Genomic DNA, 14,825 nt, shown 5'->3' with positions numbered 1-14,825 from the left:
GACTCCAACTCGCGATTGACGTCAGCAAGTTCAAGGCGGTGAACAACCGCGACCGTAACTTCACGCAAGCCAAGATGGCGACGGGCGGACGGCGCAGGTCGAGGAAAGCGTCGGTCGATATTTGCGTCAACTCGATAGCGCCGATCAGCAGAAGCCATCAGACGCGATCAGCATCAGGACGAGGATCAAGGAAAAGATTGCTCGGCTGAAGCAGGAGATGAGCCGCCTGGAAGTGCTTGACGCGCAGATGCCAACCCGCCCGATTAACAGATATCGCTCACCGATCCGGACGCCCGTTGGGTGGCCACCAGCGGACGCGGATCGGGTATCCTCGGCTACAATGTCCAGGCCGCGGCCGACACCGAACACCATCCGATTGTTACGCAAGAGGTCATAAACGTCGGCAACGACCGTGGGCAGCTTGCTCGATGTCGAAGCAAGCCAAAGAAGTGCTCGAAGTGGACAAACTCGAGGCGGTCGCCCGTTGGCTACTTCGACGGGGGGGATATTAGCCTGCGAAGAGGCTGGCGTTGCAGTCACCTTGCCCAAGCCCATAACGTCGAACGGCCAAGGCGGAGGGCCGGTTCGGCAAGCAGGATCTCGCCTACCTGCCTGATGATGACGCGGGTGATGAACATCGTCGGCAAACCGAGCCTGATTGCAGCCATCCGCGACGTCTGAAGGGCGGAAAGTGCGTCCAAAAGCGAAATACTGCGTCGCGCCACCCACTTTGGCCGGACATTGAACGACCCGACACGAGGACATCAGCCCCCTGCAATGACTGGCGACCACCGCCACTTGCCGACCTATCCGTTTGCCCACAACCAAGTCCGAACGGAGACACTGCGGTCGTAGGTCTGGCAGCGGTTGCTCGCTTTAAGCCCCAGATTTGAAGACTGGGGCAGGGTGTTTACAGAAAGGGATACGGTCGGGCTGGATGGGGCCAGAAACTTTCCTTTGGCGGCGGGTCGCCCTTCGACCCAGCCCGCAGTGAGTCTTCGCCGATGCGCTATGTTATATGCAAAATGGATCTTGGGCCCACGCCTGCCGTTGAGATCACCAAGAACACGAGCAGTCAGGCCGGCCCGTGCGGCCGTTACCGAACTGATTGCGGTTGAGGAGAAGTACGACGGCGTGATGGAGAACTAAGTCGACCTCGAAGAGCCCCTCGACAACCTTGGCATCGGGACCCCTCCGTTTGTGGAACATCATTACGACTGATTAATAGCTTGAAGGTGACGCGACGTCAGTTTGTAGGATCATCAGCATCCAGATCTGCGTTAACAGTTACTCGCGTTGTTCACAGCATTTAGCTTTCTCCTCCCAATCGATAACCCACCCAGCAGATTGCGACGCTCGATCGGAACTTGGATGGCGCGTCACGTGGGGGCTGCACAATCGAAAACGAAGTTCCAAATGGACGCTCTGGATGGAGCGCGAGAAGGCGGCCTCACAGAGAGAGGCGCGTACCAGGTGCGGCGGCCCGTTCACCTCTCGTGCGGCATTTCTTGAACAATTTTGGTGGAGGATCTCATGAACAGGACAGTCTTCTCCGTGCCGGAGCGCAGTGAATTTAGCACCCATCGCGGCTTGTTCATTACACGCAACGCACAGTATTACTGCGGCCCGGCGGACCGGCTGGATGAGCTGACGGAGCTCTTGGACCGCCGCCCTGGCGTGGTGCTGTCGTCGGGCACGACCGTGCCCGGCCGCTACGAGAGCTTTGACCTCGGCTTCTCCGATCCGCCGCTCGAGCTCGAAACATCAGGCGTCAATTTCAAGCTCGAAGCGCTGAACCAGCGCGGGCAGGTGCTGATCGCCTTCCTCGCCGACGTCCTGCGCGAGCCTTGCGTGGTGATCTCCGAGAGGACGACCTCGCGGCTTGCCGGCCACATCATCCGCGGCGATGCACCGGTCGAGGAGGATCAGCGCACCCGGCGCGCCAGCGTGATGTCGCTGGTGCGCGATCTCGTCGCCGCCTTTTCCGCCAATGACGACGGGCTGCTCGGCCTGTTCGGGGCCTTCGCCTACGACCTCGTCTTCCAGATCGAGGATCTCGTCCAGAAGCGTCCGCGCGAAAAGGACCAGCGCGACATCGTGCTCTATGTGCCCGATCGCCTGCTCGCCTATGACCGCGCCACCGGCCGCGGCGTGGTGTTGAGCTACGACTTCACCTGGAAGGGCCGATCGACCGAGGGCCTGCCGCGCGAGACCGCCGACAGCCCGTACCTCAAGACGCCGCGGCAGGGCTTTGCCGATCACGCGCCAGGCGAATATCAGGCGACGGTGGAGACCGCACGCGCGGCCTTTGCCCGCGGCGATCTCTTTGAAGCCGTGCCCGGGCAGCTCTTCGCGGAGCCCTGCGAGCGTTCGCCGGCGGAAGTGTTCCAGCGTCTCTGCGTCATCAACCCGTCGCCCTACGGCGCGCTGATGAATCTCGGCGACGGCGAATTCCTGGTGTCGGCCTCGCCCGAGATGTTCGTGCGCTCCGACGGCAGGCGCGTCGAGACCTGCCCGATCTCCGGCACGATCGCGCGCGGCACCGACGCGATCGGCGACGCCGAGCAGATCCGCCAACTCCTGAACTCGGAGAAGGACGAGTTCGAGCTCAACATGTGCACCGACGTCGACCGCAACGACAAGGCGCGCGTCTGCGTGCCCGGCACGATCAAGGTGCTGGCACGGCGGCAGATCGAGACCTATTCAAAACTCTTCCATACCGTGGACCACGTCGAAGGCATGTTGCGTCCCGGCTTCGACGCGCTCGACGCGTTTCTTACCCATGCCTGGGCCGTCACCGTCACCGGCGCGCCAAAGCTCTGGGCGATGCAGTTCGTCGAGGATCACGAGCGCTCGCCGCGCCGCTGGTATGCGGGCGCGATCGGCGCGGTGAATTTCGACGGCAGCATCAACACCGGCCTGACCATCCGCACGATCCGCATGAAGGATGGCCTCGCCGAAGTGCGCGTCGGCGCGACCTGCCTGTTCGACTCCGATCCCGCCGCCGAAGATCGCGAGTGCCAGGTGAAGGCGGCGGCGCTGTTCCAGGCGCTGCGCGGCGATCCGTCGAAGCCGCTGTCGACCTTTGCGCCCAATGGAATCGGATCGGGCAAGCAGGTGCTGCTGATCGATCACGACGACAGTTTCGTGCACATGCTCGCCGACTACTTCCGCCAGGTCGGCGCCAGCGTCACCGTGGTCCGCTACGTGCATGCGCTCGACATGCTCAAGCAGAAGACGTGGGATTTGCTGGTGCTGTCGCCCGGACCGGGCAGACCTGAGAATTTCGGAATCAAAAAGATCATTGAGCTGGCGCTGGAGAAGAAGTTTCCGGTGTTCGGCGTCTGCCTCGGCGTGCAGGCGATCGGCGAGTACTTCGGCGGCCGGCTCTGCCAACTTCCACAGCCCGCACATGGCCGGCCCTCCCGTATTCAGGTGCGGGGCGGCCGGTTGATGCAAAGCATGCCGAGCGAGATCGTAATTGGCCGCTATCATTCTCTTTACCTCGAAGGCGATAGCATGCCCGAGGCACTTACGGTCACGGCCAGCACAGAAGACGGCATGCCCATGGCAGTCGAGCACAAGAGTTTGCCGGTCGGTGGCGTCCAGTTCCATCCGGAATCTTTGATGTCGCTGGGCGACGAGGTGGGCCAGCGGATGGTCGAAAATGCGTTTCGGCTGAATGAGGCGGTCTATTGAGCATGGGTGCCTACCACCGTATCGCCCGTACGCTGCCCCGTAATCTAGAAAATCCTAATTCTCATCGGCGCTTGGCAGTTGCGCGGCTCCAGAATGAGGATTGGCTTTCTGTTGACCTCAGGGTGTTCAAGTCGGCTTGGACTACGTCTGTTTCGTGGCTGCAAGCCCAGCTCGCAATGCCTGCGCCCGTCCGGTTCGTTGTTTCGGGTCGCGCTGATAAACAGTAAACCCTTGGAGGAGCAAAGATTGTTTCAGTCGCGCATGGCGTAAGAAGATGAACTTGGTAGCAATGCCCTGTGACAACCGCATTCAATTCTGCTCAGCCACGGCCAATGCGATAGGTGACTGATCACATCCGCAGATCGCGGCCAATGTCCATCGCGACGTCGCTGCGAAGCTTTTCGATCAGTATCTAGCTCCACTATCAACCCTGTTGAAGCTTGAACTCTAACCCTGCTAGCTGGACCGCCAATGAGTCCACCAATACTGATGCTACAGTCAATGCTATTCCTCTCGACATACAAGTCGGCGCCGCCGTGGATTGCACCGGCATCGTCAAAGATCCGCGTGCTACGCTAAAGCTGGCAGCTCTATTCGACGTGTGCCACGTACGAAGCTAATGGTGTGCGGCAAGGTTGCCGATGATCTATCTAACACCGGCATCCTGCGCAGCGAGACGAGGACACGTTAACTTTTCTGGCGAAATAAGCGGAACTCGGATGACTATTCGTAGCCGCAATGGCCGCACCTGGGTGCACCCCTGACATAAACTTGACTGCACGCCGAGTGCCGAATTCGCGGCTCGCTCAAGGCGCCGCATCCAGTTCGGCGCAAGTTGCCCCCGGAGAATGCCGCTCAAGCGTTTGTGCATCACCGATGCCCTCTTTCTTTCATACGGATGAAAGCGAAATGTGATTCTAGGAAAGCTCCTCTGGTTCGCACAAGATGGTGTTCGAAATTGTCGTGCTTTCCGGTTTCTGCACCTCGCTCCAAGACCAGGGTCCCGTCGCGACACCTCGCGTAACGAAGTTCCAGCACCTTTGGCACCGCTGGAAGCGCGACCGGTGGAATCCCTGACCGTCATCGCCGCTCAACTGCCTCGCCGCTCTAATCGTTTAACTCGACGGCCACCGAGCACGCTGTGGCCTGCTCACCGTGTTTCTATGGTCACACTGCGCGCCATCAGCGCGACCAAACACATGAGTGCCGCTAACATCGCAAATGCGGCTGGCAATCCTGCCAGCTCGGCGAGAAAGCCGACGCCCGCGGGTCCGATGAGGATTCCGGCATAACCAACCGTGGTGATCGCCGCAATCGCGAGGCCGGCAGGCATCGCGTTCTGGGTGCCGGCCCTCCGAACAAAATCGGCACCAAGTTCGATGCACCGAGGCAAATGAGCAGGAAGCTCGCCATGGCGAAAGCTGCGCGTGGGGCGCCCAGCACAAAGACGAACCCCGCAACCGCCAACAGACTGCCGAATACCAGTGTGGTGCGGTCGCCGAGCCGTACCACGACGGAATCGCCACCAAGACGCCCGGCAGTCATGGCGATGAAGAACAGCATGAAGCCAAGCCCACTCTGCGCCTTCGGGACAAGACCACGATCCACAAGTAGCAGGGCACTTCAATCATAGCCCCCTCAATGAGGGTTGAGCAGAACATGCAAGAACTTCCAGCAGGAATCAGGTTCAAACAGGCTTTGATCCCACCGCCGCTCCGCCGAAATTGATCGGCACGATCACCGTGGGGCGGCAACCATGCAGCGTGTCGATCTCAAAGAAGGCGACCTCGCGTCTCGACAGCCCATCGCAATCTGACTCCAACATTTGCGGCCGCCTGCCGAATAAAGTCGTGAACGGACTGGAAGTCTCCGAGAGCGGCATGAGAGGCCTGCCTACAGCAGTGTCGCCCGCAAACGGTTTTGATCAGCGTGGTTAGCTCATCTTGGCGATAGCCCCTCGAGATGCAAAATTTGCTGTTGGCTAAGTAGCTCGCTTAGCAGTTGTTGCAGGCTCGCCTGCGAGGGTGGTCCAATCCCTGAGAGCGCTGGACGTTAGGCAGGCATCGGCCAGTTCTCTCCAAGACTTCCCGACTTCGATCCACTTGCTTTTGCGGGCAGCCAAATCGTCAAGCACTTTCTGTGCATTCGAAGCAGGCGCAGCGTCTGAATTTGGGTCGCGCGCAGCATCTCCGAAATCTTCACAAAAGAGTTTTTCGGATCGTTTCCACCCGGACTCCGTGAACCTGCTGTCCTTGAAATATTCAAAGCAGGCCCGGAACGTCAAGGCTCGACCAACGATCGTATTGGTTTGCAATCCCGACTCGCTCAACCACTGCCGGACGAATTCCACCCGCTCTCGGTTGCTGCGATCGAGAACGTCAGCACCGTCGAAGATCAAAAACGCCGCCATGCCGGCGATTTCCGCTTGTACTTCCGCGTCTTGTGTTTCGAACCAATCGTTGATGATCTGCAATGGCGTCATCGGCAGATTTAAACTCGTCAACCTCTGCGCCAGCTCGCCGCTGGTTTGGTCGGCAGGAAACAGGTTGAGCAGATACGCTGCGATTTTACGGTCAATCACCGTCGTGCCCCACCTTGTTGATCGCGCGAACCAATGTCGTTGCGCCATTCGAATCCTTCTTGATCTTTCACGTCGGCCAAATCAAACCAAGGCCGTGGCATATCTGGCTAACGACTGCGGCATCCAATCGTGGCCTTCGGGCTTCTCGAAAATGTAACGCCGCGGGCCCAACATCGCAGCCGCGGATCCAAAAGCTGAACGCGCCATAGGTCCTTTCCGGTTTTCTGCTCGTCTACCTCCGACAAAGAGCGCACCAACAGGATCGCCGATCTTGCAACACTTACGCCGCAGAAGATTGCCCGGCTTGCTTCGCGGTGTCGCCACGAAGTGGAAACGGGATCATATAAAAAGCGAACGGTCTGGGCGCTTTCGTTGTTTGTTACCTCGTCAGCAATAAGCAAGTGCCAGCCTATTTCCATCGGCCTTGTGGGCGTCACAAGCTTGATCGCGCCAATAAGGGACCATCTTCCAGGTGACCGTCTCGTTTATCAAACCGGTGCGCGGCTTTCTCTCTCTCTAGGTGGGACACGCGCGACAAAAGGAGCACCTCACGTCGTTTTAGCCTGCCATGAAGCTGCCCCATGCGCACGAGCTCACTTGGCCAAGTGGAGAGCTCCAGCCTCGTCTGCCAGCCGCTTCTCGTAGAAGATCACTGCATATCCGTGCAGCGTCCCTTCCCTGCAGCGAACATAGTCCGCGATCTCATAAAGCCTTTGAGCACCTAGTTGGATCATTGTCGTGTCCAGCACGATCCGCTTGAACCCCGCAGCAACGGCTCTCGATTCGAGTTCACGAAGAAGTCTCCTTCCAAACCCTCGCCTTCGAAAGGCCGGATCGACGCGCATGCGCTTCAGCTGCGCGACATCAGCATCGACAGCCTTCAATCCCCCCATGGCGACGAGTCGAGGACCGATATGGGCAAGTAAGAAGTCACCGCCCGGCTTGATGTATACTTCCAGGATAGCGCGCAAGTCATCCTCCCACGCCCCTTCCGGGCCGCGCACACCACCATCCTCCGACGCGGCTCTATGCAGATGCCATACATCATCGGCATCTCCTAACTCGAACCGACGAAAGATCACCTCGCCTTGAGGCATCGGCATCGGCTTTAACTGGCCTCGACGGCCTCCGCCTCTGCCGTCATCATCTTTTCTCCTACGCAAATAGCACCCCCATGCTTACTGAGGCGCCGTCGGCAACAGTCTCTGCAAAAGGACAGCGTCGATACTTTCCGATGCCTCAACTCCGACAAGCGGTCGACCGGGCTCAACCGTGTACTTCAAAGCCGTACTATGGTGCATCAAGGTAAACCGATCCAGCGTACGAACACAGGAGGCCCGCAGCATCCGGATTTCACTGTTGCCGTGCTCTATGACGGGTGAAATGGTTGCAAATCGAGGGAAGTCCGCTTTTCCTTCTAGCCAATCTGGCTTGAGCCGCGTGTCTTTCTTGTCCGGCGACAACCAGCGGAATACCTCATGAATGTACGCTTGCGGGTAGTACTCGGACAGCCGATATAGATCGGAAAAAAATTGCGGTTTCTGGAGGAAAAGCTCTTCGCCGATCAGCAGCACTGAGGCAGCCACAATACGGCCAGAGAATCTGCCGCTCGGGCCAAGCCTATCCTTGTAAGGATTCTTTCCGTAAAACACGCGGAACTGGCCAAATAGATCCGGCGACATATGTTCATGAAAGCGCGTCAGGACATGATTCGCCGTCTCAAGGTGCTTCATGCACAGCGCAAGACATTGACGCGCGTCAGCGTCAGCCACATCTCGCAACTCGAGTAAAGCGTCGATCGCCAACTGCAATTCACCTTCGATGAGTTGGTGGCCTAAGCAAAAATCTCGTTCCTCGACCCCGGCCACTCCAAGGCAGTACACACGCGGATCGGTCTGCACCGGATTCGTCAGTATCATATCCTCATAGGAGAGGACCTCAATGCCGGGCTGCCGCTCGCGGGATAAGCGGGCAAGACGACTTAAGCCCTCCCCCACCGTCAATTCGGCATCCCTGGGATGGAGGCCGGCAAACGCGGACATGTGATAAGCACAATTGGTGAGATATTGGATGTCTGTCTTGGCAACCTCGAACTCGGAGTGCGGCAGCCCCCGCAACAGCGCATCATAGTCCGTGTCCGCTACAATCGCGCGGATACTGCGACCGAGGGCCCTAACCGCTTCATCCGGCCGCTCACTGCATTTGATCTGCGCAATATCCTGTGGCAGTTCATCGACGACAAAGTCGCTCAATCGCCCAAGCGGTCGTTTTCGTTGTCGACCATCAATGCGATCGGTCACATGAGAAAATATGTCTTGCGCGCAGTTGCGCGGCGGCTCTTGAGCAGAAGGGGAAAGACTGGCGACCATAGCGAGCACTCACCGGCCCTGGCCAAAAATAGCTTGCATTTCCGTAGTCGCCCCGTATCGGGCGGCCGGTGAGTAGTCGTGCTTCTCGATGAGATCAGTTCGTTTATCTAAGATCCTGCTATCGGTCCGCGCGACCCGCTCAAGCACCTCGTTGGAGAAAAATTGCAGCGAAACCGCTCCCGAATTGATAATGCCAGCGGTGGTTAACGTCAGCACGCCTTCGTTTGAAATGCTGACGAGTCCCGCCTCAGTTAGTTTTTTGATCTCGCGACGAAAGTATTGTTGTATGGACACTCCAAATTCCCTCTCGAAGCGGGAGAGCGGCACTCCACTACTTCGCAACGCGAGCATCACCGTTCTGCGCATCAGATCGTCTTGCGTCAGGACGACACCCTTCCACACTGGCTTCGCGCCAGACTCAACCCTGTGTAAGTAGCGATCTAAATCTGCCTCGTTGTAGAATTGGCACTGACTCATGTAGCCAAACCCGCCAACCCCAAACGGGATCAGATTATTGTCGTTCCAGGAATCGTATTTGCGGCGCTGCTGCACAGAGTGCGGCTGCGACTTCTTGGTCCAATAGAAGATGGGGCCATGGCGATAGCCAAGCCTCGTGAGGATGTGCTCAGCCATGAAATGCATGATGATACGCTCCTTCGCCCCAGCGAATTGGTATCGTCCTCCGCTCAAATGGCGAGCTACGGGGTCCGTTGATTTGAACAACAATGGGAAGATATTGAACTTCTCCACTCCCATATCCAAAAGACCGATGAGCGAGTCATACCAACTTCGAAGCGTTTGCTGCGGCAACCCATAGATAAGGTCTAGCGACAGATTCTGAACACCCATCTTATTCAGCAATTCAACCAGTTGCCTCACCTCGTCCACACCGTGCCCGCGGTTCAATATACGCAAAATTTTTCGATCAAGACTTTGAACCCCCAGTACAAAGCGATTTACGCCGCTTCTGAGCAGAGTGGATATGCGATCTGCTGCGTCCACGTGCTTTCCAAGAGAGGGATGCAATTCGAAACTCACTTCGGACTTCGATAGATCAAAGCGCTGCTTGATCATGTCAAATAGCGTTTTGAGTTGTGGATTGGTCAAGATTGAGGGGGTGCCACCTCCAAAGAAAGCTGTCTCAATAGCCCTGCCGGCAAGCGCAGCGTCCGACCAACTCATTTCTTTGTCTAGGGCCGCCAGATAACGCTCCACACGTCCGGAACGCGGATTGATTTCCTTGGCGAAGTGACAAAATGTGCAATACTGATTGCAGAAGGGGATGTGAAAGTAGAGATCAATTGAAGACGTAATCTCACCCAACAATTTTTCGGCATTCAGCTCGCCCATTGCTTTGAGAGGTGGATATGTGCCGACAAGATAATCGTTGTAGGTATCAAGGTGCAGTTTTCGCGACCTCAGCATGTCGAGGTTGATCTCGTACGAGCGGTCGATCGCGAACTCCAGTGCTTCGGAATAGCTCGGCGCGCGCATTCTTTGGACTCCTTTTGCTTTCGTGTGAAGGCAGGGCGCGACGACACACAAGCGTCAGAGGGGCGACTTTCTGTTCGGGGTCGATATGGGCGCCGCGCAATTCGAGCAGCTCGGATTCGCTGCCCCCCGCTCCACCCAGATTGCATCCTGCGTTGCCATCTTCTTTGCGACACCTAGGCGAGGGGCAAAGATCGTCACGGCTAACGACAGCGGCACCCGCATGCCGGAGCGAACCTCCAGAGGAATCGCACTCACGGTGCAGCGCCCCTCGCATTGATTTGCGACCAGTCGAGCACACTCATTTCAAATCCTGGACACCGAGACCACTACATATTGCGCATCCTGATGGTGTCCAGCAATTGCCGTGCCATCAAAGACCGGCCCGCGACTCTTGCTTAAAGATGAGCGAAAACTATCTGCCGACGCACCGCACCGACACAGACTTGCATGTACGCGTTCAACTCCGGACATAAGCGCCTAGAACCGAACATTGTTGACACGACAAGACGAAGAATATCCAATGATGACGGTCTTCCCCCAACCCGGACTCGGGCGTTCTGCTCGAGAATGTGCCTACAACGGCGAGCTTACGAGCTTAGTGCTCCCTTCTTGTAGGCGATTTTCTCCGCTCCGCTCCCTGGCAGGAAGACGAAGCTTCGCTTCATCGGGCATCAGCTAATGGAGAACGGCCAGCGCCCGCCGAACCGAACGGGCGCGTGCGCTGCGCATGATCACCTCGTGCCGCCACACCGCGATCACGCTCGGAATGCGGCGTCCACAAGAGACGATTTGCAGAAGACTTGGTAGAATAGCTGCGCTTGATGAACGTGCACTCATATCTTGCACGTCTTGTCAGTCCCCCAACCTGGCCTCGGCAAGGGCCGACCGGCGCCCGCGGATCCAGAAATTCTATCGTATTATCAATGAGGTGCCGACGCACCAGCGAAAAAGCCGTGGACCGCGGACATCGCCAGCACCAGCGCCAGTTTTACGAGCAACCAGGGCGCGGTGAACCAATGGCCAGACCACGCGAGATAGAGTCTGCGACCGCACTGTTCGATACCGGCAGCCGCATGGACGAAGTTTTCTTCGAAGAATTCAAGGGCACCGGTAACTCGGAGTGATCCTCGACCGCAAGGTGTCGGACAAGCGCACCTTCCCGGCGATCGACATCTCGCGCTCCGGCACCCGCAAGGAGGAGCTGATCACCGATCCGCAGGTGCTGAAGAAGATGTACGTGCTCCGGCGCAATGTGCGTTTTGGCGGGCACGCAGACAAATAGGCCATGCATCCGTGGGACCGGACTATTTTTGCACTGTCGTCAGGCCGGCCGCCAAGCGCGATCGCGATTTGTTCGCGTCTCGGGCGCAGAGGCTGAATGCAGGGCTGGCAGATTCACTCAACCACGGTCCTGGGTACACACCAGTCTTGCGAACGAATGGCATATGGCTTGCTTCGCTGATGCCCGAATCGTCCCCTTCTCAAAGAATGTATGTGAGAACAGAATGCTTGGAATTGGAAGGAAGTTGCCGTCGTTCGAAATTACCGGCGTGAAGCCGGGCTTTCACGCGCAGGAAGAGAACGGTCAGAGCGCGTTTGAGACGCTGACTGAAAGGAGCTTCCCCGGGCAATGGAAGATCATCTTCTTTTACCCTAAGGATTTCACCTTCGTCTGTCCGACAGAAATCGCCGAGTTTGGCCGCTTGTCCAAGGATTTCACCGAGCGTGATGCGGTGGTGCTGGGCGGCTCGACCGACAACGAGTTCTGCAAGCTAGCCTGGCGGCGCGAGCACAAGGACCTGCATCATCTGCCCATATGGCAGTTCGCGGACACCAAGGGCGCGCTGGTTGATGGACTTGGCGTTCGAGCGCCCGAGGGCGTCGCCGATCGCTATACTTTCATCGTCGCCCCCGACAACAGCATACAGCATGTCTATGCGACCAACCCGAATGTTGGCCGCAGCCCAAAGGACACCCTGCGTGTGCTGGATGCGCTGCAGACCAACGAGCTCTGTCCGTGCAATCGCGAGATTGGCGGGGAAACGCTGAAGACCGACTGCGTCATACCATGAACTGAGGAGGTGAATGTCCAGCGGGCGCTTCGCATCCGCCGCCGACATGTCGACGGGCCTATGTTTCGGCCTTCCAAGACTTCAGTCCCGCTCGCAGATCAGGCGTCGCACTATTCGAATAGTAGGGCTATTGACAAACAATTTGAATGAAAGTCAGCTTGCACTTCGCGTTATACCAATAATCGCAACGAAATATCAGTGCTCGCGAAGGCCCTATCCGGCGTTAACATCTCCATGTCGACGACCCTCATCGATGCGCGCCGATTTTCATAAATGTACCGTACGTGCCAAAGCGGCCCAATGTCGGGCGTGAACCTGAAATCACCGGATTCCAGCGCTCTCGCGATCATACGGACAGCGTCACTGTTGCTGATTGGCAACGAGAACGCCGCATCAATCAGTGCCGCCAACCTTACGCCGTCTGCCAGTAGTGCACGCGCAATGTCGTCGCCATGAACGCGCCGCAAAATGGAGACGATTGCCGCTACAGCAGCTGGATCTTTCAAAGGCACTCTTGAGTAAGCCTTGTTGAGCTCTAGCCATAATGACGAAGACCACTCGTGCCGCAACTCTGCGGTCGTGTCCGATGGCCAGGGCCAACCAATTTGGGTAGTGGTCGCTTCGCCGTTAGATACCGATTGGCGTTTCCAGCCCGCTATGGGTAGGGCACACAGTTTCTGGAGCTTAGCCATCGCGCAGGTCAAACATGCTTGGTGTTGAAGGGACCTGTCGTTGGAATCCGACAGTCCGCGTCAATTTGCCAGCCAGATTACAGGGCGGCCGCTTCGGACCAAATTGCGTCGGCGCCCGACACTTCGCAGACCAGTTTTACCGCGGGCATTCGCCGATCTAACCTACAAATATCGAGTTAGCTCCAAGGCGGGACACAGCTAAAGGAGCGATTTGATGCTGACGAACTCGCTCCGTGGCACCACACTACCAGTCTGTTGGCAAGAAAAAGCCGAAAGGAAGTCTCTCAAGACGCTTGTTCCTGCTTAACGATGAGCGCGGTTACGTGACCGGCTCTGACATCACTCCTTATGGCGATTTATCGACCGGCACACCCCGTGTCTATGCGCGGCGCTGGAAAACAAGTTTTCGTGACGTCAACTGACGTGCAAGCCGCTCGGATGGAACATGCCATGTATTGCCGGTGAAAAAAACTACGAAGTCTTTGCCCACCCTCTCAAGCCTAATGTTGTCGAGAAGAAGATCACTTGATTAGGGCGACGCGTAAACGAGGACACTGGTTGCGTCGCAGCGCACAGACGGCGTTCTCCGGATTTACCGATGCGGAAGCTTCGAATAGAGCAGGCGAGATTGACGTCTTGTGCCGGCCAGGTACTCACTGATTGGGCAACAAATACAAGCATTTGCCTGAAGTGCTCGCGTCGTCCCGAAAGCGCCGCATCCGATTCGACGCGACTTGCTTCAAGAGAACGCTGCTCGCAAGCCATGGCGTTACGCAACTGTTCAGCCGTACGTTGGCCACCATCGAAACTCACCCTCTGACGTAGCGTTAGATTGCCGACTCCCAACTCGAAAACTCGATGACCAACCGATTGGCAGGCAAACGTCAATACCGCAAGCGAACTGACGCAGGCTGCCGGCATAAGGTTCCCTTGTGGTCAACAACGCACGAGCTCAGTAGTCGCGTCGCGCCGCGCGGATGGGTCACCGGATTTGCGACTGCAAAGACATCGAACGTTCGTGAACTTGCCGTCTCTCCTGAAGCGGCTATCACGACCATCATCTGTCTTCCATCGAGATGAGATGTGATGCTCACCGCCGCAGGGAAGGCTCCTCTGGTTCGCACAAGATGCGTTTCGAAATCCCGGCGCTCTTTCCGGTTTCTGCACCGTCCCGCCAAGACCCGCTAGTTCGATTAATTCTAAGCTATGAGCACTTCGAAGGGACTTGAATCGCACATTGCGTCAGATTGTACGATTCCAGACAAGTGTCGCATACGTTTCCAGAAAGGTCGCGACGGTCTTTCGACTCAAAACTCATGACAGACAGAATGTCTCAAAACCCCAAGCTCGCCTCGCTCTACCCCGTCACGCTCTTCGACAACCCCACTCCAACTCCCACTGCTAGTGTGATCTATGCACACCTGACGGCGTGTCAGCTCCGGCCCACTTGCGGTTGGAACAGGAGGAATGGTTCGACGCCAGGGCTCGTTCTCCTCGCATCGTCGTTCCCGGATGGGCAAGCCGCACAATCAAGGCTCGATATCCAATCGTTTCGCGGCCGTTCGTCAGAATCGGCGCAATGCGGGCGACTAAACCGCCTAAGGCGCATGCTTCACAACGCCGATGCGGGATGTGCCCGCAAGTGGTTCGGCGCGCCCGGCGGGTGCACCGTCGCCATCCCATCGGACGTGACTGAAGGTCGGGCCTGCCGGCGTTCGGCCCCCATCGAGGGGCGGCCTGTGCTTCGCAGCCAGAGTCATTGGGTAGCAGCACGATAAGGACCAAGCAAATTTGCGGCCTGCACACGTGACGACCGATCGTCTACGCGGCGATCGAGACTTTTGGCGGGATCTAGCTGCTCGCGTTCTCGGCTCGAGGCCGAATGGGTGAGTCCGCTGGTTCAGCACGGAACGTCTAT

General features: G+C 57.6%; 7 protein-coding genes and 3 pseudogenes. 3 read left to right on the top strand and 7 right to left on the bottom strand.

Annotated features, from left to right (window positions below; all coding sequences use genetic code 11):
- Nucleotides 1–1,533 precede the first annotated feature (1,533 nt).
- A complete protein-coding gene (locus KUF59_RS06630) occupies nt 1,534–3,699 on the top strand; it encodes an anthranilate synthase component I (protein WP_258768930.1) in 2,166 nt (721 codons plus the stop codon).
- A 1,150-nt stretch (nt 3,700–4,849) separates the two neighbouring features.
- On the opposite strand, the pseudogene KUF59_RS44250 reads toward KUF59_RS06630, so the two are convergent.
- The 6 genes and pseudogenes from KUF59_RS44250 to KUF59_RS43985 all read right to left on the bottom strand — a co-directional run.
- A pseudogene (locus KUF59_RS44250) lies at nt 4,850–5,319 on the bottom strand (MFS transporter); the annotation flags it as partial.
- 361 nt (nt 5,320–5,680) lie between these two features.
- Nucleotides 5,681–6,328, bottom strand: coding sequence for a hypothetical protein (locus KUF59_RS06620; RefSeq protein ID WP_258768929.1), 648 nt, complete (start codon nt 6,326–6,328; stop codon nt 5,681–5,683).
- Nucleotides 6,329–6,873: 545 nt separating this feature from the next.
- Nucleotides 6,874–7,383: a GNAT family N-acetyltransferase gene (locus KUF59_RS06615; RefSeq protein WP_258768928.1), complete on the bottom strand. Its 510-nt coding sequence runs from the start codon at nt 7,381–7,383 to the stop codon at nt 6,874–6,876.
- A gap of 75 nt (nt 7,384–7,458) precedes the next feature.
- On the bottom strand, nt 7,459–8,649 hold the full coding sequence (locus KUF59_RS06610) for a hypothetical protein (protein ID WP_258768927.1): 1,191 nt from the start codon (nt 8,647–8,649) through the stop codon (nt 7,459–7,461).
- Between the two features lie 9 nt (nt 8,650–8,658).
- Nucleotides 8,659–10,143, bottom strand: a complete 1,485-nt coding sequence (locus tag KUF59_RS06605; RefSeq protein ID WP_258768926.1) for a coproporphyrinogen-III oxidase family protein — start codon at nt 10,141–10,143, stop codon at nt 8,659–8,661.
- Between the two features lie 941 nt (nt 10,144–11,084).
- Nucleotides 11,085–11,183: pseudogene (locus KUF59_RS43985) on the bottom strand (TIGR00701 family protein); the annotation flags it as partial.
- 3 nt (nt 11,184–11,186) lie between these two features.
- On the opposite strand from KUF59_RS43985, the pseudogene KUF59_RS06600 reads away from it, so the two are divergent.
- Both KUF59_RS06600 and KUF59_RS06595 read left to right on the top strand, forming a co-directional pair.
- A pseudogene (locus KUF59_RS06600) lies at nt 11,187–11,392 on the top strand (transcription termination factor Rho); the annotation flags it as partial.
- 256 nt (nt 11,393–11,648) lie between these two features.
- Nucleotides 11,649–12,215, top strand: a complete 567-nt coding sequence (locus KUF59_RS06595) for a peroxiredoxin (RefSeq protein WP_258769963.1) — start codon at nt 11,649–11,651, stop codon at nt 12,213–12,215.
- A gap of 170 nt (nt 12,216–12,385) precedes the next feature.
- Here the strand turns inward: KUF59_RS06595 and KUF59_RS06590 are convergent, their stop codons facing one another.
- The gene (locus KUF59_RS06590) at nt 12,386–12,721 is read right to left on the bottom strand and encodes a hypothetical protein (protein ID WP_408918073.1); all 336 of its coding nucleotides are present in this window, start codon (nt 12,719–12,721) and stop codon (nt 12,386–12,388) included.
- Nucleotides 12,722–14,825: the final 2,104 nt, after the last annotated feature.

Source organism: Bradyrhizobium arachidis, assembly GCF_024758505.1.
In the GTDB taxonomy this organism is placed as follows: domain Bacteria; phylum Pseudomonadota; class Alphaproteobacteria; order Rhizobiales; family Xanthobacteraceae; genus Bradyrhizobium; species Bradyrhizobium manausense_C.
Note: the sequence above shows the minus strand (reverse complement) of the source record. Positions and strands in the feature narration are given on the sequence as shown.